The sequence below is a fragment of the Nitrospirota bacterium genome (assembly GCA_016212185.1).
GTDB lineage: Bacteria > Nitrospirota > Thermodesulfovibrionia > UBA6902 > DSMQ01 > JACRGX01.
On the sequence record JACRGX010000044.1, the window covers coordinates 1 to 19,663 of the forward strand.

General features: G+C 41.0%; 18 protein-coding genes, 1 tRNA gene and 1 pseudogene. 6 read left to right on the forward strand and 14 right to left on the reverse strand.

The window, feature by feature from the left end:
* Positions 1-163: 163 nt before the first annotated feature.
* Positions 164-1,132: a hypothetical protein gene (locus HZA10_04780; GenBank protein MBI5195615.1), complete on the forward strand. Its 969-nt coding sequence runs from the start codon at positions 164-166 to the stop codon at positions 1,130-1,132.
* 22 nt (positions 1,133-1,154) lie between these two features.
* Here HZA10_04780 and HZA10_04785 read toward each other — a convergent pair whose 3' ends face one another.
* The gene (locus tag HZA10_04785; protein ID MBI5195616.1) at positions 1,155-1,916 is read right to left on the reverse strand and encodes a hypothetical protein; all 762 of its coding nucleotides are present in this window, start codon (positions 1,914-1,916) and stop codon (positions 1,155-1,157) included.
* A gap of 253 nt (positions 1,917-2,169) precedes the next feature.
* Here HZA10_04785 and mtaB point away from each other — a divergent pair, with 253 nt between their 5' ends.
* On the forward strand, positions 2,170-3,459 hold the full coding sequence (mtaB, locus tag HZA10_04790; GenBank protein MBI5195617.1) for a tRNA (N(6)-L-threonylcarbamoyladenosine(37)-C(2))-methylthiotransferase MtaB: 1,290 nt from the start codon (positions 2,170-2,172) through the stop codon (positions 3,457-3,459).
* 355 nt (positions 3,460-3,814) lie between these two features.
* Here mtaB and HZA10_04795 read toward each other — a convergent pair whose 3' ends face one another.
* Complete coding sequence (locus tag HZA10_04795) at positions 3,815-4,174, reverse strand: DUF5615 family PIN-like protein (GenBank protein ID MBI5195618.1); 360 nt, start codon at positions 4,172-4,174, stop codon at positions 3,815-3,817.
* Positions 4,171-4,398, reverse strand: coding sequence for a DUF433 domain-containing protein (locus HZA10_04800; protein ID MBI5195619.1), 228 nt, complete (start codon positions 4,396-4,398; stop codon positions 4,171-4,173). The genes HZA10_04795 and HZA10_04800 overlap by 4 nt, the downstream gene beginning before the upstream one ends.
* Positions 4,399-4,863: 465 nt before the next feature.
* On the opposite strand from HZA10_04800, the gene HZA10_04805 reads away from it, so the two are divergent.
* Together HZA10_04805 and HZA10_04810 are read left to right on the forward strand one after the other, a co-directional pair.
* Positions 4,864-5,514 (forward strand): hypothetical protein, encoded by a 651-nt coding sequence (locus HZA10_04805; protein ID MBI5195620.1) that lies wholly within the window; start codon positions 4,864-4,866, stop codon positions 5,512-5,514.
* A gap of 446 nt (positions 5,515-5,960) precedes the next feature.
* On the forward strand, positions 5,961-7,208 hold the full coding sequence (locus HZA10_04810) for an FRG domain-containing protein (protein MBI5195621.1): 1,248 nt from the start codon (positions 5,961-5,963) through the stop codon (positions 7,206-7,208).
* A gap of 527 nt (positions 7,209-7,735) precedes the next feature.
* Here HZA10_04810 and HZA10_04815 read toward each other — a convergent pair.
* From HZA10_04815 to thrS, 8 genes are all read right to left on the reverse strand, one after another.
* On the reverse strand, positions 7,736-9,292 hold the full coding sequence (locus tag HZA10_04815; protein ID MBI5195622.1) for a GAF domain-containing protein: 1,557 nt from the start codon (positions 9,290-9,292) through the stop codon (positions 7,736-7,738).
* A 170-nt stretch (positions 9,293-9,462) separates the two neighbouring features.
* Positions 9,463-10,665: a CCA tRNA nucleotidyltransferase gene (locus tag HZA10_04820; protein MBI5195623.1), complete on the reverse strand. Its 1,203-nt coding sequence runs from the start codon at positions 10,663-10,665 to the stop codon at positions 9,463-9,465.
* 144 nt (positions 10,666-10,809) lie between these two features.
* A complete protein-coding gene (locus tag HZA10_04825) occupies positions 10,810-12,861 on the reverse strand; it encodes a phenylalanine--tRNA ligase subunit beta (protein MBI5195624.1) in 2,052 nt (683 codons plus the stop codon).
* A gap of 102 nt (positions 12,862-12,963) precedes the next feature.
* Positions 12,964-13,980, reverse strand: coding sequence for a phenylalanine--tRNA ligase subunit alpha (pheS, locus tag HZA10_04830; GenBank protein MBI5195625.1), 1,017 nt, complete (start codon positions 13,978-13,980; stop codon positions 12,964-12,966).
* Between the two features lie 91 nt (positions 13,981-14,071).
* Complete coding sequence (gene rplT, locus HZA10_04835; protein MBI5195626.1) at positions 14,072-14,422, reverse strand: 50S ribosomal protein L20; 351 nt, start codon at positions 14,420-14,422, stop codon at positions 14,072-14,074.
* Between the two features lie 93 nt (positions 14,423-14,515).
* A complete protein-coding gene (rpmI, locus tag HZA10_04840) occupies positions 14,516-14,713 on the reverse strand; it encodes a 50S ribosomal protein L35 (GenBank protein MBI5195627.1) in 198 nt (65 codons plus the stop codon).
* A 36-nt stretch (positions 14,714-14,749) separates the two neighbouring features.
* The gene (locus HZA10_04845) at positions 14,750-15,250 is read right to left on the reverse strand and encodes a translation initiation factor IF-3 (protein ID MBI5195628.1); all 501 of its coding nucleotides are present in this window, start codon (positions 15,248-15,250) and stop codon (positions 14,750-14,752) included.
* Between the two features lie 3 nt (positions 15,251-15,253).
* Positions 15,254-16,996, reverse strand: a complete 1,743-nt coding sequence (thrS, locus tag HZA10_04850) for a threonine--tRNA ligase (protein ID MBI5195629.1) — start codon at positions 16,994-16,996, stop codon at positions 15,254-15,256.
* Between the two features lie 140 nt (positions 16,997-17,136).
* Here thrS and HZA10_04855 point away from each other — a divergent pair, with 140 nt between their 5' ends.
* On the forward strand, positions 17,137-17,775 hold the full coding sequence (locus HZA10_04855) for a hypothetical protein (protein ID MBI5195630.1): 639 nt from the start codon (positions 17,137-17,139) through the stop codon (positions 17,773-17,775).
* 38 nt (positions 17,776-17,813) lie between these two features.
* On the opposite strand, the gene HZA10_04860 is transcribed toward HZA10_04855, so the two are convergent.
* Positions 17,814-18,122: a hypothetical protein gene (locus HZA10_04860; protein ID MBI5195631.1), complete on the reverse strand. Its 309-nt coding sequence runs from the start codon at positions 18,120-18,122 to the stop codon at positions 17,814-17,816.
* A gap of 385 nt (positions 18,123-18,507) precedes the next feature.
* Here HZA10_04860 and HZA10_04865 point away from each other — a divergent pair.
* A pseudogene (locus HZA10_04865) lies at positions 18,508-18,672 on the forward strand (type II toxin-antitoxin system RelE/ParE family toxin).
* Positions 18,673-18,742: 70 nt separating this feature from the next.
* Here HZA10_04865 and HZA10_04870 read toward each other — a convergent pair.
* Together HZA10_04870 and HZA10_04875 are read right to left on the reverse strand one after the other, a co-directional pair.
* Positions 18,743-18,817, reverse strand: a tRNA-Val gene (locus HZA10_04870).
* A 200-nt stretch (positions 18,818-19,017) separates the two neighbouring features.
* Positions 19,018-19,626, reverse strand: coding sequence for a hypothetical protein (locus HZA10_04875; GenBank protein MBI5195632.1), 609 nt, complete (start codon positions 19,624-19,626; stop codon positions 19,018-19,020).
* Positions 19,627-19,663 lie beyond the last annotated feature (37 nt).

Here is a 19,663-nt window from a genome sequence, read left to right on the forward strand (position 1 = left end):
AAGGTAAATCCGCTTGATGCAGAAACCAAGGCAGTAGTTTCAAAACTTTTAAGAAATATGCCGACCGGACCTGTCATGACAGGAGGCGGCAGAAGGGTTGTCCCTATAGGCTATTAACTGATTTATTTAAAAAATAAATATAAAAATTTAAGGAGAAGATGAAATGCTTAAACAAATAAGTGGACTGATGATTACTGTTTTGTTCGCCGTAAACTTAAGCGGCTGCGCAGCAACTATAAGCGGTTCAGTGAAAGATGACACTACCGTAACTGACGCCTCAAAGGAATTACAGCAGACAGAGAAAGATGTGCAGGCATATAAAGGTCCGAAACTGAGGGTCGGTGTTGTCAATTTTCAAAACAAGACTCCGTCCAGAGTTATGGGCATTGGCGAGTCGGCGGCGGATATACTTGGGACAATCCTTCAAAAAACAAGCCGTTTTATCGTTGTCCCGACGCAGGACCTTCAGTCTGTGCTTGAACAGCAGAAATTCGGCGCTTCAGGCTTGGTAAACCCTGATACTGCAGCAAAAATGGGACAAATACTTGGCTTGAATGCACTTGTTACAGGTGCCATAACCGCTTATTCCGAGGCAGAAGAGGGGAAAGACTTTGTACTTTATCAGCAGAAAGAACAAATAGCCCGCGTGACGGTTGATTACAGGGTAGTTGATACAACTACCGGTGTACAGATAATGGCAGACTCAGGCGCGGGTATTTATAGAAAGACGACCAGTCAGGTGGCAGGAATGGGTTCAAAATCAACATATGATACTGACCTGCGTGATGGAGCGCTCAGGGATGCCCTGACAAAGGCAATGATTAATATGATGAAACAGCTCGGAACGAGAAAATGGGCAGGCCGGATAGCGCATGCAAAGGGCGACCAGATATTCATTAACGCCGGGCAGAAATCCGGCATAAATACCGGAGACAAGCTTCAAGTTTACAGGCCGGGTGAAGAAATAATAGACCCTGTAACCAAAATAAAACTCGGTGTTACGGAAACCAAGATAGGAGAGCTTGTAATCACAAGGAATGATATGGGCGATAATAATGATTTATCGCTTGCAAGCCCCTCCTCAGGCAGGGGTTTCCAGGTTGGCGATATAGTGAAGCTTAAGGAAGATTGATGCGGCTGGAATTTTGAATCAGCTATTGCCTTGAAATAAGATTGCTGAAGGGATATCTAATAGATTTTACTGTCTTATTTTCGTGTCTGATTGGTTTAAAATAGTCTGCAGGAATTGCTGTATTCAGAATCGGATTTTTTATAGTTATTTCCAGCACGGATGACGGATGAAAAACTATCCTCATTTTTCCGGGAATTTTTCCCGAGAAATCTGAAAATCTCATCTCCATGTATTGCATTCCGCCCATATAAGTATAAATAGCAGTATTTAAAAGCGTGTTTTTATCAAAGGAATACTTGCTTGCAAGTTCAACAACTCCGTCATCTGTTTTAAATACGTAAAGGATATATTTGCCTTCCGACTCTTCAAATCTGTAAATATGACCCTCCTCAGGGAGGTCATTAAGCGAAACAATGGGGAGTTTTCCCTCAAAAAGGATATTTGTATGCGGAACATATGCCTGAACAATTCCGTTTGACATTGTTGTTTCCATTAAATTATTACCCTTAGAGCTGAAAATGCGTAAATTTAATGCATCGGGAGACATAAAGGCAAGTATGCCGTCAAACCTGCCAATAAGCTCATTGTCTTTGAAGGTCCTTACGGCAACTTCAGACCTCAGCGTCTTGATATCCTTGAAAACAATAGCATCCCTAAGAGTTTCAACAGATACAGGTCTGCCGGGAAAATTATTTTCTGATTGCTTTTGCGGCTGCGAAGAAGCGCAGGAAATGATACACAAGATTATGAGAATGACACCTGTTTTTATTGAGGTGTTTCTCATGACGGCGGACACTTATGACCCCCCCGTTTACCAATTAAACACATTAATAAAAATATTATGCATTGATTAAATTTAAGATATTATATATTATGATTTTTAAAAAGTAAATATATTTTTATGACTGTGCTTGTCATTCCCGCAAGCGAAGCGCGTCGGGAATCGTTTAGGAAAGATTCCGGACAAGCCGGAATGACGAGTTAGATACCTCGCCCCGAAATGTCGGAACTGCGAGGTAGTTCATTGGAAAAATCTCATGAAAATTTCCATTTCAACATTGGGATGCAAGGTAAATCAGGCTGAGAGCGCCTCAATTGAAGGTATACTGAGAGGGCAGGGGCATGAAGTCGTCCAGCCCTTTCAGTACCTAAGCCCGGATGTATGCATAATCAACACCTGTACAGTTACTGCAAAGAGTGATTATCAGTCAAGACAGTTGATCAGAAGGGCGGTCAGAACCGGGGCCAAGGTAATTGCCACAGGCTGTTACGCACAGTTACGACATGATGAGTTGTCCGGGATAGCAGGTGTAAGCCTGATACTTGGAAATTCATTAAAAGAAAAACTGCCTGAATACATTGATAAGTTGTCAGCAGGTGTAAATACGCCGGCGCTGTCAGATAATTCCACTTATCCGCCGCTTACATTACAACCATATTTTTCCCGCAGGGCGAGGGCCTTTCTCAAGATACAGGACGGATGTAATTTTTCCTGTTCGTATTGCGCTGTTCCTATGGCAAGGGGAAAAAGCCGGAGTTTAAGCCATGAAGATGTTTTACATTCAGTTAAGATGCGTGCCGCTGATGGTTTTAAGGAAATAGTTTTGACCGGAGTTCATATTGGAAATTATGGACTGGATTTGCGTCCAAAAATTTCATTAGTGGAAATTGTGGATAATATTGTAAAGAAATATTCCTCAGTGCGAATAAGGCTGAGTTCAATTGAGCCTCAGGAATTTAAAAAAGAATTATTATCGCTGATTAATTTAAAATCAGTCTGTCCCCACATTCATATTCCGCTTCAAAGCGGCTCTGATAATGTGCTGGAACTGATGAATAGAAGATATAGCGCTGTTTTCTTCAAGGATCTTGTTAACTGTATTGTTGCAACCTGCCCGCAGATTTCAATTGGTACGGACGTGATTGTAGGCTTTCCCGGAGAAACCGAAAAGAATTTTAAAGATACCATTAAAATACTTACCGAGCTGCCGCTGAGTTATATCCATGTTTTTCCGTATTCAAAGAGGAAAGGAACCGCTGCCGAAGCAATGCCCGGACATATTGACAGCGCAGTTAAGCGCAAGCGGCTGGCAACAGTTATGGAACTTGCTGAAATTAAGAAAAATATATATAAGTCAAAGCACTTAGGCGGGATACTTGATGTAATAGTTGAAAATAAGTCACAAACATCTGGTTTTTATTCCGGTACATCAGATAATTACCTCAAGGTTTTGATTGAAGGGGACAACCTGACTGTTGGCGAAAGAATACAAGTAAAGGCAGTTTCTTTTACAAAGAAAGGGTTGCACACAGTACTGTTTCAATAGCTACACTAATACTCCTAACTTTTTGATTTTTATGATTTTTCAAACCTGCCTAAAAATTGTGCAATCCTTGAAAGAGCCTTATTGCAAGCCGATTGGAAAGGGGCAGCACCCTTGATAATCACACCTTTTAAACATTAGCCGTGAATACCTTATGTCTGATAAGATATATTATGTAAAATTAGAGAGTATGAGCTCAGTGTACACGTAATATAAACAATGTCATTCTCCAACTTGATCGGGGAATCAATAAGTTGTTATAACTACTGAATCCGCCAGTTAAACCGGTGGATGACAAATTGACATGTGCAGGTTTTTAATTTTAATGAAAATTGCTGAAGAATAGGAATATTTTGAATTATTGCCTCTTTTTGGCTTTCCACACACTGTGGAACGTGTCATGCATGACAATAGTTAAACCTGACCAGTCACTCTCATTAAATAAGTTCATTGCCTTAATTACTTTTTGGTGAATTTTCAGCCTATTAGGCTGTTTAAGGCGTACAATCAAGATACCATTGTTTTTTTCATTCCTTTTTTGCACAAAACCTTTATCTGTGGAAATCAGAAGCCTTTCATCCTTCTTAACCATTTCCCATATAACATCGTCAGTCATGCCTTCATCTGCTGTACCACGAATGTCTTTAACTTCATGCCCAATCCTGCGTAATTCTTTAACAGTCATTGCAGGAATGTTTTCATCCACAAAAATTTTCATACAACTACTTCGTCCGGAATGACCTGATCTTCTGTCAGCGAAGCAGCATATTCAATACAGGCGAGGATATCTTCATGTTTAAGAGAAGGATATTCCTTAATGAGATCTTCAATAGTATCTCCATTCGCTAACATATGCAAAATCTGGTGAACAGGGATACGTGTCCCTTTGATACATGCCTGTCCATGACAAATCTGCGGATTAATTGTTATGCGTTCAACCATAACCATCCCTCCTCTATTATTTATTGTCTGTAATATATTATATTTTATATAAAAATTTCTACTTTTTCTATGATAATTTTCCCCGCCCTACCCCTTATCATTAACAAATAGCCTCTTTTAGCCTCTTGTAAATTGCGCATAAATCAGTCACTCAGGCGGGCAGGTTTTAAGCCGGAGTTGTAGGGTTTCCCGTGAAAACAGAAACTATTTTTCAGCAGTCCCAAGTTTTCACTTTAACTGTTATTTTTGCTTTAGTTATATATTAATAATTCTTATAAAATATATAGTTTTTATAAAAAACCTTGACAAATCTGGGGGGAGTAGTGTAAGACATATTAGTATAATTCCCTATGTGACAACACTTGGGAAACCTAAAAATTTTTAGAATAACAACAGCCTCAAAGGTCAAGTAAATTCCATTGGAATTTACTTGACCTTTGAGGACAGATAAGGAGAGTGGGAATTATGAGAAAGCGCATAGGTATATCAATTACAATTGGGTTTGCTCTTTTTTGTTTTTCTTGCACACATATGATAGCGACAAGAATGAGTGAAAATTACTGGAAGAAACCGAACACTTCAATCTTGCTTGAGACAAATGATATTATAGTTTTCTCTATGACACCAACCGAATTTCAGGTGTCTGGAGGCTCCTGGCATTCTGAAACAAATTCTTATATTTTCTCTGACAGATTTTTTGAGGTGTTATCTAATCTTGAAAACGTCCCTTCACTTCCTAAGGACTTAAATTTCCAATTTGTGAAAGATATACCATCAGAATGGAAAGAAAAATTGAAACAAGGGGTGTTTGAAAGAGGTAATGCAACTATATATTATAAAGCTCCTGATAGCAAATTTAAATATCTTGGTTTTGCAGCTTATTCTCAAAAAGAGAAAGAAAAACAATTAAAAGTATTAAGGACATTTGATAAAAAAAATTATAAGGTCTTACAAGATTTAGACCCTTCTGGCACACGCCAGATGACACAGGTTGGTGCTTACAAAGTAGGAGTAGCATCAATGCTGATAGGAGCCTTTATAGATAATAGTAGAATAGATTTCTTTTGGACAGGCCATGATAAGAACTTTAAGGTAAAAACATTTAGTTTAGAGTAAATTTTTTTATTGAATGCTGAGCTACAGATGTTTGTTTTGTATGTCATTATTCTTCAGGGTTTATAAATAAAATCTACTAATTTTTATATAGCCCGTTTTGTACTTAAAGGTGAAGCAGGATAAATATTGTCTTCGATAGTAAATGATCTTCTTACTGAGAGATGAAGATGGCAGCGGAGAGAGGAAAATGGATGCAGGTTTTTATTCTTCACTTAAGGAAAATTGTAGAATAAAAAGAGGCAGCAACCTAACAAAACGCTACTTGAACGAGTGCCAAAGGTCGCTTTTTGGACTGAGGATATTTTCAGTCTGCAAAACGTCTTTATCCTTTCTCATATCTTACGGTGGCACTCGTCAGTCATCAGAGCGTTATTTATATATTTGTTGACATTGTCATCTAACCGGTCTCAAAGATTGTGACTACAACATATAGGGGCAACAGAAAATTGAAAGAAACAAAGGTGGTGCAACAAATGACAAAAATAACAGAGTTAAAAGTTGAGCGTTGGAAAGAAATAAGACATATATTTGAGATGTTCAGTTATAAATGGGTTTTCCGAGGCCAGCGCGAAAGCACATGGCAGTTAAGCACTCCGTTCAAAAGAATTGTAGATGGTTTTAATTTTGGGAGAAATGGTAATGGCAGGAAAAATCACTTAAAAAAACTAGAACTTGATATTTTAAAAAATTTTAAGGCACGTGCCCACCATTATCTAAATAATCTTCCAAATGATAATAATTATTTGGAGTGGTTTTCTTTACTGATACACCATGGTGCTCCGAGCAGGTTTTTAAACTGGACAAGATCACCATACGTAGCAAGTTATTTTGCTCTTGAAGATACTACTAAAGATTCAAAAAAAACGAACGGTGAAATAGACTGGTCTGCCGATAATAAGAGCTGTGCTGTCTGGGCATTAAATCTGGAATGGTGTGAAAAAGAGGCATTTAAAACTTTAAGAAAGTGGATGAAGAATAAAAATGTCTTTATTTTTAATCGTCTTAAGGATGTTATTTTTAATAACGATATCCCATTTGTTGTGCCTGTTAAGCCATCACGACTAAATGAAAGAATAACAATTCAACAGGGTATTTTATTGTGTGTTGGTAATTCAGAATCTAATATGGAGGACAATTTAAAAGGATATAGCAATATTAAGAATAATATAATAAAAATAATAATTCCAAAAGCTGTATGGATAGACGGCTTAATGGAACTGAACAGAATGAATATCAATAGAGCCACTTTATTCCCTGGAATTGATGGTTTTGCAGAATCTTTAGGCAAGACATCTATCCCCACATATTGGTATGAACAACATTCACATATTCCAAAGAACCAGCAGGATGGTTTATCACGATTTTTAGGATGTAACCGTACATTTTATATTACCACACCAAATGTCTCGGGTATGTTACATGATATGACAAAGCCTTTTAATGATAGAGACATAAATATCGAATCTATAATACAAACTCAGTTGTCTCATTCACAGCAATGGGTTTTTGATGTACAATTGAAGAAAAAATATAATAATTCTAAAGCCATTAAGCTCATTAAATTTGAATTAGATCCAATTGCATGCAAAGAAGAAAATATAAGTTCTAAATTATGTGGTAAATACAGATGCAAGGAAGCGTTTTGCAAAGAAAAAATTTTTGAAGGGGTAGAAAACAGAAACAGGAAAACTTAACAATTGATGGGATTTCCATCCGCCTGCTTGTAACAGTGCAGTGAAATTGAACCACGGTACACTTTTTTGGCAGGTGATTAGTTTCAGTAGTGCAAATCAGTTTTTTTGCTGTCTGATGAGCTTCAGTGGTTCTATTCGCTGACTTCTACGTTCGCCTGAAAATGAAAGATGAAACACCTTCTTCACATCTTTTGTATGTGGGTGGAAAAAGTCTTTGGCGTATCAGCATGGAAGGTTCTCGTTGGGATAATAGTTTTGATTGTTCTTATTGGGATTTGGGACAGTCTGTCGAGTAATCGGCAACGCAAATAAAAAAATCCTGAAAGACTGGAAATTCGATTTGTGGTTCTGATCAATGCAACGCGGAGGACCGCACGCGTTAACCTGGATGTTCTCCATTCAATTTCTCAGATTATTGACTCGTAGGTGGAATAAACAATGTAACTCGTCTTTTTTATACCCTCCCCCTACCCCTTCATTTTTCGCTTGACAAGCAATAACATATAAGTGGGTTTGGGGGTTTTCCCTTACCCCTTTTGCAGTTTCTCGTAAATCCGGGCATTTTCAATGGCAATGCCGCAGACTTCTGCAAGAGAGGCGGAAAAAGTAATGTCTTCATCTGAAAACTGCCTTGGTGTGTCAGTCAGCAGCCTTAAAACGCCTATAACGCTTCCCTTTGCAGTAATAGGAAGGGTAAGAATACTTTTTATCCCCTCTTTGCGGGCCTCTTTCTGGTAATGGACCCTCGGGTCAGTGGCTACGTCATAAATGGCTACTGGCTTGGTCTGGAGGGCTTCTTTTATGTTTTCCTCAAAATCAACAGGGCCTCTTTTCAGGTATTTTTCACTAAGCCCTGAAGCGGCTACGAGCTCCAGCTTCTTCCCTGTGTCGTCCAAAAGCCTGATGGTAGCTGCCTTGAGCTTCATCACCTCTGGGAGCATTCTCACTATCATATCAAGCACTTCGCTAAATTTTAAGGATGAACTGACAGCCTTAGTAACCTGTTCAAATACCCGCAGATATTCCCTTGCGCGCGAAACTGTAGTCTCAAACTTCCTCGCATTTATAATGCCTATGGCAGCCTGCTCGGCAATCGCAGCCATAAACTTTAAATCTTCATCACTGTATTTCACTGGTTCGGCAGTGTACATCCTTAAAACCCCGATTACTTCTTTTTTGAATTTTACGGGTATTGATAATATGCTTCGTATGCCTTCTGACTCTGCCTCTTCACGGTATCTTGCATTGGCGTCTGATGTAATGTCGTAGATGGAAACCGCCTTGCCTGATAAGGCGTCGTCTATGCTTTTATCATAGGCTACGGGGCCTTTATTAATATATCCGGGGCTGAGGCCGTGGCTGGCGGCGACTTCAAGCTTCTGCGTCTCCTTGTTAAGAAGCCTTAGCATGCTGGCCTTAACATTCATTACCTTAACGGCATTTGTCACAATCAGATTCAACACCTCATCAAGTGAGAGGCTTGAACTGATGGCCTTGCAGATATTTTGATAGCTTTCAAGATAAACCTTTTTTTCAAAAATTTTGTCTGCACAGTCAGGACACATGCCGTGCGTAAAAACGCCAAACCCTTCATCGGTTAAACGCTTCTCAATCTGTTCCCATAAATTTTCATCAATCCTGATTTTTTTGCACCAGGCGCATATCGGTATCAGCCTGTTTTTTCTCTCCCTCCGCATATTGGTTTCCACTTCAGCAAATACCCTGTCATTATTTCTAAGGACGGAAACTGCGCCGACTGTTTTACTTTTTCTGAAGACAGGACTTGATTTCTCCTCTATGCGTTTTCTTTCATTATTTTTATCTTTAAGAAAAAGGTCTTTGACAACCGTCTTCATTGACTGAAGGCAGAGATTTAAAGGATATTCATAGGGTTGAAGCTTTATTCCGGAGTCATCCTCATAAGATAACAGCGCCTCGCAGTTTTTTCCAACAGCCTCTTCAAAGGAGATGCCTGTCAGTATTTCAGCGCTCCTGTTCCAATATGTAATCTTCCTTTCAGTATTTGTGCAATAAACTGCGTCAGGGATATTGTCAAGGATATCAAGGTATATATTATTGAACATTGTATATTATAGCATCTTTTATTTTTCGAACTACCCCGCTGCTTGCAGAGGGGTATCCTAAAGTCTCCCCTTCCTTAACGGGAGGGGATGAAGGGGAGGGTAAAATTACAACCCTCACAGGGGGAGAGAAGTATAAGGACACCCCACAACAGAAACTGTAGGGTAAAAATTTATTGAAAATTATGCAGGAGCCATTTTTTTGTCTCTGTCCGTGTTTTTATTTCGCCTTTAAACTGAGCCTTCTGAACTGCTGACAGTATTCCCCCTATTTTTCTGCCGCGGTATATTTTTAATATTTTTTGTATATCATTGCCGTTTAACAAAACTTTATTTTTTATCTTCAGATATTCATCCGCCCTGCCTAAAAGCGTTTTTCTGTTATATCCTTTTATCAAAGACAAAAGTATGCACACCTCAAAGACCCTGCCGCCCGAGGCATTAAAGATTTTAAAAAGAATGTCTTTGGAGATTCTCCCCCGTGATACAGGAGCCGCTGAATATCCGCAGTGGATTTCTCCCAGGGCCTTTCTGATAGACCTGCTTACCTTCAGGCGTGTCTTCTCCACTGTATCGTCATGGTCCGGCAAAAGCAAGGCAAGCCTTATTAACCCTGCCCTGTCAAGCCCCTGACTTATTTCTCCGCTCAGCAGTTCCTTGATTTTTTTAGAAGCATTCTTTAGATAAACATCAAACCCGGCAAGCAGTTTCATATTTGACAGCCGGCTGTCTGCATGAAATACTTTTTCCAGAACTTTGTCTTTGCGGCACTCACTGAGGCATTTAACTGCATTCTTATTCTTGAGAATTTTGAAAATTTCCTCAGTTATCCTCTCAGACGCCACTTTAGCCAGACCGTTTCTGTAATGTTTCAGGTTTCTCCTCGTATCCGGTTCAATCTTAAAATTCAGCTCTGCGGCAAGCCTGTATGCCCTGATAATTCTTAACGGGTCGTCTGACAGGTTCTTCATTCTCACTGCCTTAATAATGTGTTCGTTAATATCCTCTCTTCCGCCAAACGGGTCAATAATGCCCGATACGGGCGACCAGGCAATTGCATTAACTGTAAAGTCCCGCCTCTTTAAGTCCTCATTTATTGAGCCCTGCAGGTTTGAGAAATCAAGGATTTCTTTGTTTTTTAAAACCACCCGGTATGTCATTTCAGGCTTTAATGTGACAAAGGTCCCACTGAATTTACCGGCAGTTTCCCGTGCAATATTTTCTGCGCTGCCGTGCAGGATGAAATCCTTGTCTTTTGATATTATGCCTCTCAGTAAATCGCGGATGTATCCGCCTACAAGAAAAACCTGCCGGCCGGCAGTTGAAAAAATCCATGTATTGACTGAATTGGACAGGATTGCTGCAGATATTTTCATAAATTGATTATATAGATTTTTTACTGTAAAATACAAACAATCATCTGAGAACTTTTTATGAATCGCGGGTGCAGGATACGGTGCAAAAAATAAAAGTTGAATTAACCCCGCTGGAAGCCGCTTAGAAACACTACACTAACCAGGCTAACTGCGCAGTTCTGCCCTGAATGAATCTGCCAACTGCTTGAGTATCTTTGAGTGTATAAGGTCAACTTCGCTGTCGGTAAGCGTCCTGTCCCCTGCCCTGTAACGTATGGCAAAGGCAAGGCTCTTTTTTCCTTCAGGAATATGGGCGCCCGTATAAATATCAAACAGGCTGACAGACTCTATCATATCCGGCTCAGCGTTTAAAATAGCTGCGCTGACGTCAGCCGATTTAATTTCATTTAAAACAACTATTGCCATATCCCTTTCAACATAAGGATATTTCGGCAGCGGCCTGTAAGTAATTCCTGCTGGGATATTAAGCAAAAGTTTTTCCGCATCAAGCTCAAATAAATATATTTCGCCTGATATGTCAAAGCCCTGTGCCGCGGCAGGATGAAGGGCACCTATTGAGCCTATAACCATATTGCCTGCTCTGACAGCACAGGATTTTCCGGGATGAAGATACGGCTCACAGAATCCTTCAGCGGCAAAAGAATAATCCTGTATCCTTAGTTCAGCAAAAAGACCTTCCAGCGCTCCCTTTAAATCATAAAATCCGTCATGCTTTCCCTGCCACAAAGATGAAGAATCCGCTCCCTTTAAATACACTGCGGATAAACGCAGCGGTTCTGCAGGAAGTTTTTGCCCTGAGGGTAAAAACACCTTTGAAAGTTCAAAAAACCTGAGCGATTTTTCACCGCGGCTCAAGTTTAATCTAACATTTTCAAGTAAGGCGGGAATAAGCGTAGTGCGGAGCGCCTCATCCTCATTTTTCAGGGGATTTCTTATTTTAATCAGGTTCCTTCTCGCATCATCCGGTGAAAGCATTAATTTGTCAAAAGCCGAAGGATTTAAGAAACTGTAGTTGATTGCCTCCGAATATCCTGATTTCCTCAAAGACTCTGTAACCGTCTTGATGAGATTCCGCATGGCAGGAAGCTCTGACTGCATTCTAATCGCAGGCAGTGTGGCAGGGATTTTATCATAGCCGTAAAGCCTCGCTATCTCTTCTATCACATCAATATCGCATCGGACGTCCTGTCTGTAACATGGAGGGACTACCGTAGGCCCGTCCCCTTCCCTCTTTATTTTAAATCCGAGCCGGGTAAGCAACTCCTCTGCCCTCTGCGGATTGATGTCAATCCCCAGAACTGCATTTATCTTTGAAAATTTAAACGGAATCTGTACGGGTATGAAAGAAGCGGGATAGTTATCAGCCATTGCAGAGACTTCCCCGCCGGCAATCTCCGCAATAAGATGAGCGGCCCTGTCTAATGCCTTTATGAGCCCCTCTATATCTGCGCCTCTTTCAAATCTGTAAGATGATTCTGTGCTGAGATTAAGCGTCTTTGAAGTCCTTCTGACTGATGCAGGATTAAAGCAGGCGCTTTCAAGAAGTATATTTACTGTATCTCCGGCAACCTCTGTATTAAGTCCGCCCATGACGCCTGCTATTGCAACAGGTTTTTCCTTATCCCATATCAAAAGCATTTCACTGCTCAAAGTCCTTTCATCATTATCAAGAGTGAGGAATTTATCTGTACTGCCGGCTTGCCTGACGACAATGCTGCTGCCGGAAAGTTTATCAAGGTCAAAAGCATGAAGGGGATGCCCCATTTCCAAGAGAACATAATTGGTAATATCCACGACATTATTCTTGGCCCTTATCCCGTGTAATTCAAGCCTTTCGGAAATTCTCTGAGGCGACGGCGCAATCCTTACTCCGCGGATTATCCTTGCGGAATACCGCATGCAAAGCCCTGCGTCTTTGATTTCAACTGCAGGGCGCTCTACTGCTCCGCTCTCAGAAACAGATATGTGAGGTTGCTTTAACGTCAGTCCTAAGACAGCGGATATTTCACGTGCAATGCCGTTTATGCTCAAACAGTCGGGCCTGTTCGGAGGAACATTGACTTCCAGCAGGGTATCATCTTCGGTCTCCTCCATTCCCTCAACTTCCAGTCCTGACATAGTAAGGGTTTCCGCTATTTCCTGCGGTGTAAGGGAAAACTCAACAAATTCCTTAAGCCAGTTAATAGAAGCTTTCAATTAAACAACTCCTTAAATTGAGTAGGATTCAAGGGGTCAAGGGGTCAAGTAAAAACCTTAAAAATAAACACTTGAATCCTCAAATCCTTGAACCCTGTTGTATCAGAACTGCTCCAAAAATCTCTTATCATTTTCAAAAAATAATCTTATGTCATCAATGCCGTATTTGAGCATTGTAATCCTTTCTATCCCCATTCCGAATGCAAAGCCGGTGTACGCTTCAGGGTCATATCCGACCATTTCAAACACCCTCGGGTTAATCATGCCGGCGCCCAAAATTTCAATCCAGCCGGTGTTTTTGCAAACCTTGCATCCTGTTCCGCCGCATATTACACAGCCGATATCAATTTCCGCCGACGGCTCTGTAAAAGGGAAAAAGCTTGGTCTGAATCTTACCGGGATTTTAGGTCCGAATATCTGATGAATGAATACTTCCAGAACTCCCTTAAGGTCGCTCATTGTGATATGGCTGTCAACCATAAACCCTTCTATCTGCTGAAACATCGGAGTGTGGCTTACGTCTGCATCGCACCTGTATACCTTGCCCGGCGCAATGACTCTGAGGGGCGGGCGGTTTTTCTTCATCACATGCACCTGAACCGGCGACGTATGAGTTCTTAAAACAACATCGTCAGTGATATAAAACGTGTCCTGCATATCCCTTGCCGGGTGGTCCTGGGGCATATTAAGGGCTTCAAAATTGTAATAATCCAGTTCTACCTCAGGCCCCTCTTCTATCCTGAACCCTAAGGACAGAAAGACATCCACAATCTCATCAAGCACCCTGCTTGTGGGATGCTGGTGTCCGCAAGGAATGTAATACCCGGAAACTGTCACATCAATACGGTTGGCTTTAAGGCTGTTTTCCAGTTCAGCGCTTTTAAAAAATTCTTCCTGTTTTCTAAGAATGGATTCTATTTCAGTTTTGACTTCATTGAGGACCCGGCCGTACTCGGGCCGATGTTTGTTCGGAATAGAGTTCAGAGACTTCAGCTTTCCGGTGAGAATTCCTTTTTTCCCTAAAAATTTTACCCTGACAGCCTGAATGGTCTTTGAGTCTTTTGCTTTATTTACTTCTTCTCTAACGAGGTCTTTTATGGAGAGAATGTCTTCAATCATGCGCCAGTGTCAGTAATCAGTTGTCAGTGTTCAGCAGATGCTCTCACTAATCACTCTACTCTACGAGCCGTAGGCGAGTCGTAGACTGATACTATTTACTTTTTATGGTTTCACAAAGCTCGCTGAAGGCCTTCGGGTCAGTTAAGGCTATGTCTGCGAGTGTTTTTCTGTTAAGCTTTATGCCTGCCTTTGACATACCCTTCATAAACTGGCTGTATGTCATGCCAAGCGCCCTGACAGCGGCATTAATCCTTATAATCCATAATGAACGGAAATCTCTCTTTTTTGCCCTTCTGTCTTTGTAGGCATACTGAAGCGCCCTGTCAACCGCTTCCGTTGCAATTCTGTAAAGACGGCTTTTGGCGCCGTAATAACCCGTTGCCAGCTTAAGTATTTTTTTCCTTCTTCTTCTTGTCTTAAAACCACCCTTTGCCCTTGGCATCTATCCTCCATAAAATTCAGAACACAGAACTAAGAACTCAGATTTCAGACTAACTCCCTAATTTGTAAAATATCTGGGCTCTGTATTTATTATTTATCCGTATGGCAACAATCTTTTAATGTTACCACAATCGGCTTTATCAATCAACCCCCTTTTTCTTAGCTGCTTTGTTCTCTTTGAAGGCTTGCCTGTAAGGAGGTGGCTTCTGAATGCTTTACCCCGCTTTATCTTGCCTTTCTTGGTCAGCTTGAATCTCTTTGCCGCGCCTTTGTGTGTTTTTAATTTTGGCATTCTGTTTTCCCCCTGAATTGATCTAATTAACTATACTTAACCTGCTTTAGGCGAAAGCACCATTGTCATGTGGTTGCCTTCTAATCTGGCTTTTTGCTCAATATTAGCCGTCCCGGAAATCTCCTGAATAATTTTATCAAAAAATTTTTTTGATAACGAGGCATGTACAATTTCCCTGCCCCTGAAGAAGATTGTTACCTTTGCCTTGTTGCCTTCTTCTATAAAACGCTTTATATTTTTTATCTTTAAATCAAGGTCGTGTTCATTAATCTGCGGCCTCATCTTTACTTCCTTAACCACGATTATCTTGTGCTTGGTTGTGTTTTTCTTGCTCATCTGATAACGGTACTTGCCGTAATCCATTATCTTGCACACCGGAGGAGTTGCCCCGGGAGCCACCTCAATCAGGTCCAGGTCATGCTCAGCGGCAATATTTAACGCCTCTCTTATCGGCAGAATTCCCAACTGCGCGCCATCGTGTCCTATAACCCTGACTTCTCTGGCCCTGATTCCTTCGTTTACTCTTAGTCCTTTTATAAATTACCTCCTGTCTGTTGTCTCATCCCTAAGGATTGATTTTAGTTTTTCAAGGGGCATTTCACCTAAATTTTCCCCATTTCTTTTTCTGGCATTTACCGTTCCGCCTGCCATTTCCTTATCTCCTATTATACATAAATACGGAATTTTTGAAAGAGTCGCCTCCCGTATCTTATAGCCAATCTTTTCATTTTCCGTATTTAATTCAACCCTGAAGCCGTCTTTCTGAAATAATTCGGCAACGCTTTTTGCATATTCAGCCTGCCGCTCGGAGATGCTCAGTACGCAAAGTTGAACCGGAGCAAGCCACAGCGGAAACATCCCTGCATGGTGCTCAATCAGTATGCCAAAAAATCTTTCAAGGGAGCCCATAAGCGCCCTGTGCACCATTATCGGCCTGTAATCCTTATTATCCGCACCCCTGTAAGTCACATCAAGTCTTTCAGGAATATTAAAATCCACCTGTATTGTACTGCATTGCCACGGCCTGCCGAGGCAGTCTTTAACCTTTATATCAATCTTAGGCCCGTAAAAAACCCCTTCTCCCGGGTCCACACTGTATTGAAGCCCTTTGTGCTGAAGGGCGTTTTTAAGCGCATTTGTAGCCGTTTCCCAAATTTCCAGAGAGCCGACATATTTTTCAGGCCGAGTTGAAAGATAAATATCATATTCATTGAAGCCGAACGTCTTCAGGATAAAAATTGTGAAATCCAATACCCGGAGCACCTCATCCTCAATCTGGTCTTCACTGCAGAATATATGCGCATCGTCCTGCGTAAACCCCCTCACCCTCAGGAGCCCGTGAAGCACGCCTGAGCGCTCATATCTGTATACCGTTCCAAGCTCTGCAAAACGTATGGGAAGGTCCCTGTAACTTCTCAGGCGGCTTTTGTAAATTGAAATGTGAAAAGGGCAATTCATCGGCTTTATCTCATACTCCTGCCCTTCAATCTCCATCGGCGAATACATGTTTTCAGAATAAAAATCCAGATGACCGGTCTTTCTCCACAGGTCCAGTTTTGCCATATGAGGCGTGTACAGGATTTTATAACCTGCTTTCTGGTGCTCATCAGTCCAAAAATTTTCAATAATTTTCCTGATTGCGGCTCCCTTCGGGTGCCAGAGCACGAGCCCTGCGCCTATGTCGTCGTTAATGCTGAAGAGGTCCAGTTCTTTTCCGAGCCTCCTGTGGTCTCTTCTTTTTACCTCTTCAAGAAAATCAAGATATTTTTTCAGCGCATCCTTGTCAAAAAATGCCGTGCCGTAAATCCTCTGAAGCATTTTATTCTTCTCGTCCCCGCGCCAGTAGGCTCCGGCAACAGAGAGGAGCTTAAAAGCCTTAACCTCTTTTGTTGACTTTAAGTGAGGTCCGCGGCAGAGGTCTGTGAAACCTCCTTCTTCGTACACGGAAACAGTTTCATCCTGTATTTCCTCAAGAAGTTCAATCTTATAAGGTTCGCCGAGTTCTTTAAAAAGTTCAACTGCCTCAGCCCTTGAAATATCTTTCCGCAAAAAAGGCCTGTTGGCCTTAATAATTTCCAGCATTTTTTCTTCAATTTTTTTCAGGTCTTCTTCAGCAATCGGCGTCCGACAGTCAAAATCATAATAAAAGCCCTCAGACGTAGAAGGTCCTATAGCGAGTTTTGCATCAGGATAAATTTCCTTTACGGCATGAGCCATTATGTGGGATGTGCTGTGGCGGTAAACCTCAAGCGTTTCGTTGTCTTTTTCCAATTTTTCTATGATTCAAAAACCCCCATTCTTAACCTTAATTTTTAACTTTTAATTTTTAACTTATAACTTTATTCCCATGAAAGTATACCAGAACAACCCCCTAATATTCCAGAGTTTTTTAATTTTTCAATACTTTCTGATATTATATAGGCATGAACCAACGGTGCAGGCAGATATGCGGAGCTGATGTCGGCGATTGTTTTATCAACAACAAAAAGCAGATTGCGTGCATCGCCGACATGGTCATAAACAAGGTATTCGGTATTTCGTCAGTTGTTGAAATAGCGCTTAAGGAAAACCTTAAGGAAGACATCGTTGAACGCCTTGACTTAGCCTTAAAAGAAACGCAGGAGTTAATTGACTGGATTAAATTCCTGCAGATCGCCAATGACCTGAAAACGCTCATTTCAGCATCCGAGTTAAACCGTGAAACAGAAAAGCGGACGGAAATGAGATTTCCCCTGCCTGAAATTTACCGGCAATACTTAGCGCTCAAAATAAACACTTTCGGCGTCTATAACCCGGTAACTCTCTTAAACTTCAGCCGGAGCGGACTGCGATTTAAGTCGCTCTTTCCGTTAGAAATTAACTCTATAAAGGAATGTATACTTGTTACGTCGCATATAATCAGCAAAGAAGTTTCTTTTAATGTAATTATCAGACACTGCACAAAAGATAACAGCGGATATATCGTAGGCGGTCAAATAGAAAAGGTTTCAGACAGCATATCTTTTGACTTTTTTAAGAATATTTACGACTACATAATAGAAATCCTGCGGCACCAGCAGTAACACCGCAGTATACCGTCATCGCGGGTGTTTTTATAAAGTCATTTCCGTTTCTTCCTGATATAATCGTCAAATCTAAGGACCGACATCTCTCCTTCGTGTTCTTTACGCAGCAATTTATAAAAATCACAAACTTCGCAATTCTTGAATTTTTCCCTGTGCGTTTTTGTAAGAAGCTCCGGGCAGAAGGTGCCTGTAATATATACGCACGCCCTGCCGCCGTTTTTTCCGCCGCAGAAACCGTCCGCATCAGTAAATGTCGCCGCAGGGCATACACCGTATATATCGGTGTTTTTACCGCCCGGCTCCCTGCCGCATTTCAGAAATTCCCAGCAATTTTGCTTAGCCATAATTTTTAATGGTAAAAATAATAGGCACGATCCCGAAGTGTCGGGATGACCTCTTCCGTGTCAATGCACTTCATAATTTACCAGCTTTTACTAAGTTATTTCAAATATTAATTTTAAAAAAATTAGTTTACCTGCTTTTACCAGACTTTCAGATGGCAATTAGCACAAAATTAGCACAGTGAAAAAAACAAGAACGGAGCCGACACAATGATTAACCCTGTCTGTCCTTACCGGCAGGCAGGGTTTTTATTATTGACTGATCTTATAACTTTTATGTTATTCTTATATATTGAGCTGGATTATTGATTATTACAAAGATACAAAGGGCGCAGAACCAGTAAAAGAGTTTTTAAATTCCCTGTCATTACCTGCTAAGGTTAAGGTGATGCGTTTAATTGAGTTTTTGGCAGAGCGCGGAGTTTTACTTAATGAACCTCACACAAAACAGATAAGGGGCAAAATCAGGGAATTGAGGGTAAAAGACATACAAGGGGCTGTCAGAATTTTATATTTCACCTTTACAGGCAGGCGTTTTATCTTGTTGCATGGCTTGTTATTAAAATGCAGGCAAAGAGAAGCTGAGATATTTTCAGAATTGGACCTGCCTCTTCACACAAATATGGTAGGCACGAGGGGTATCGAACCCCTGACCTCTTCCGTGTCAAGGAAGCGCTCTCCCACTGAGCTACGCGCCTGCTTAAAAACAGTTATGGGTTAAAAGTTAAGAGTTATTATTAAATACTGCATAAGAAATGTCCACCATGTTGTCATTCCGTGCTTGACACGGAATCCAGTCTGTTCTTCTGGATTCCTGCCTCCGCAGGAATGACAAGACACAATATCAGATGATATTAAAGAAATTTCAGTATCCTTGTCAAGAGAACTGCGGTCATTATTACCTGTGGCAGGTGAGGCACAGGCCGCTTCCGGCATTTGATTTGGCAAGCCTTGCTTTTTCGCTGGAATAAGGGTTATGGCAGGAGATGCAGGTTACTTTTCCGTCAACAAATATCACACGCTTGTCTATTAAGGTTTTAAAATTTTTGCTCTGTATATAAAATATATCAACTGCATGATCTCCTGGCACGCTCACATTACGATTTCCCATAACACCGTCATGACAGGCAAGACAGTTTTGCACAAGAGCTTCAATTTTAGAAGAACTCCCCATGTGAACAACGCCTATCATGCACGCCATTCCCTGAGTGCAGTCATGACAGGCCGTGCATAATTCACGCGTGTTTTTCCTCAGGATACACACTTCATCTTTGCAGATATGGCATGTCATGCAGTCCATCCTGCCGTTGGAATCAAGCGGCAGATTCTCTCTCATATGTTCAGGCGCCGCAAGCTTATGCGTGGGAACTGACCTTGGATGGCAGTTAAGACATTCCTGTGGTAATTTATAAATACTATGGTCAACTTTTGCAATGACTTCTTTATACGCAAAGAAAAACAGCATCAATAGTAAAAATAATAAAACCATTGCCGGCGCTTTTCTCACTGATACCTCTTATAGGTTTTTAAAATCAACCATTGCC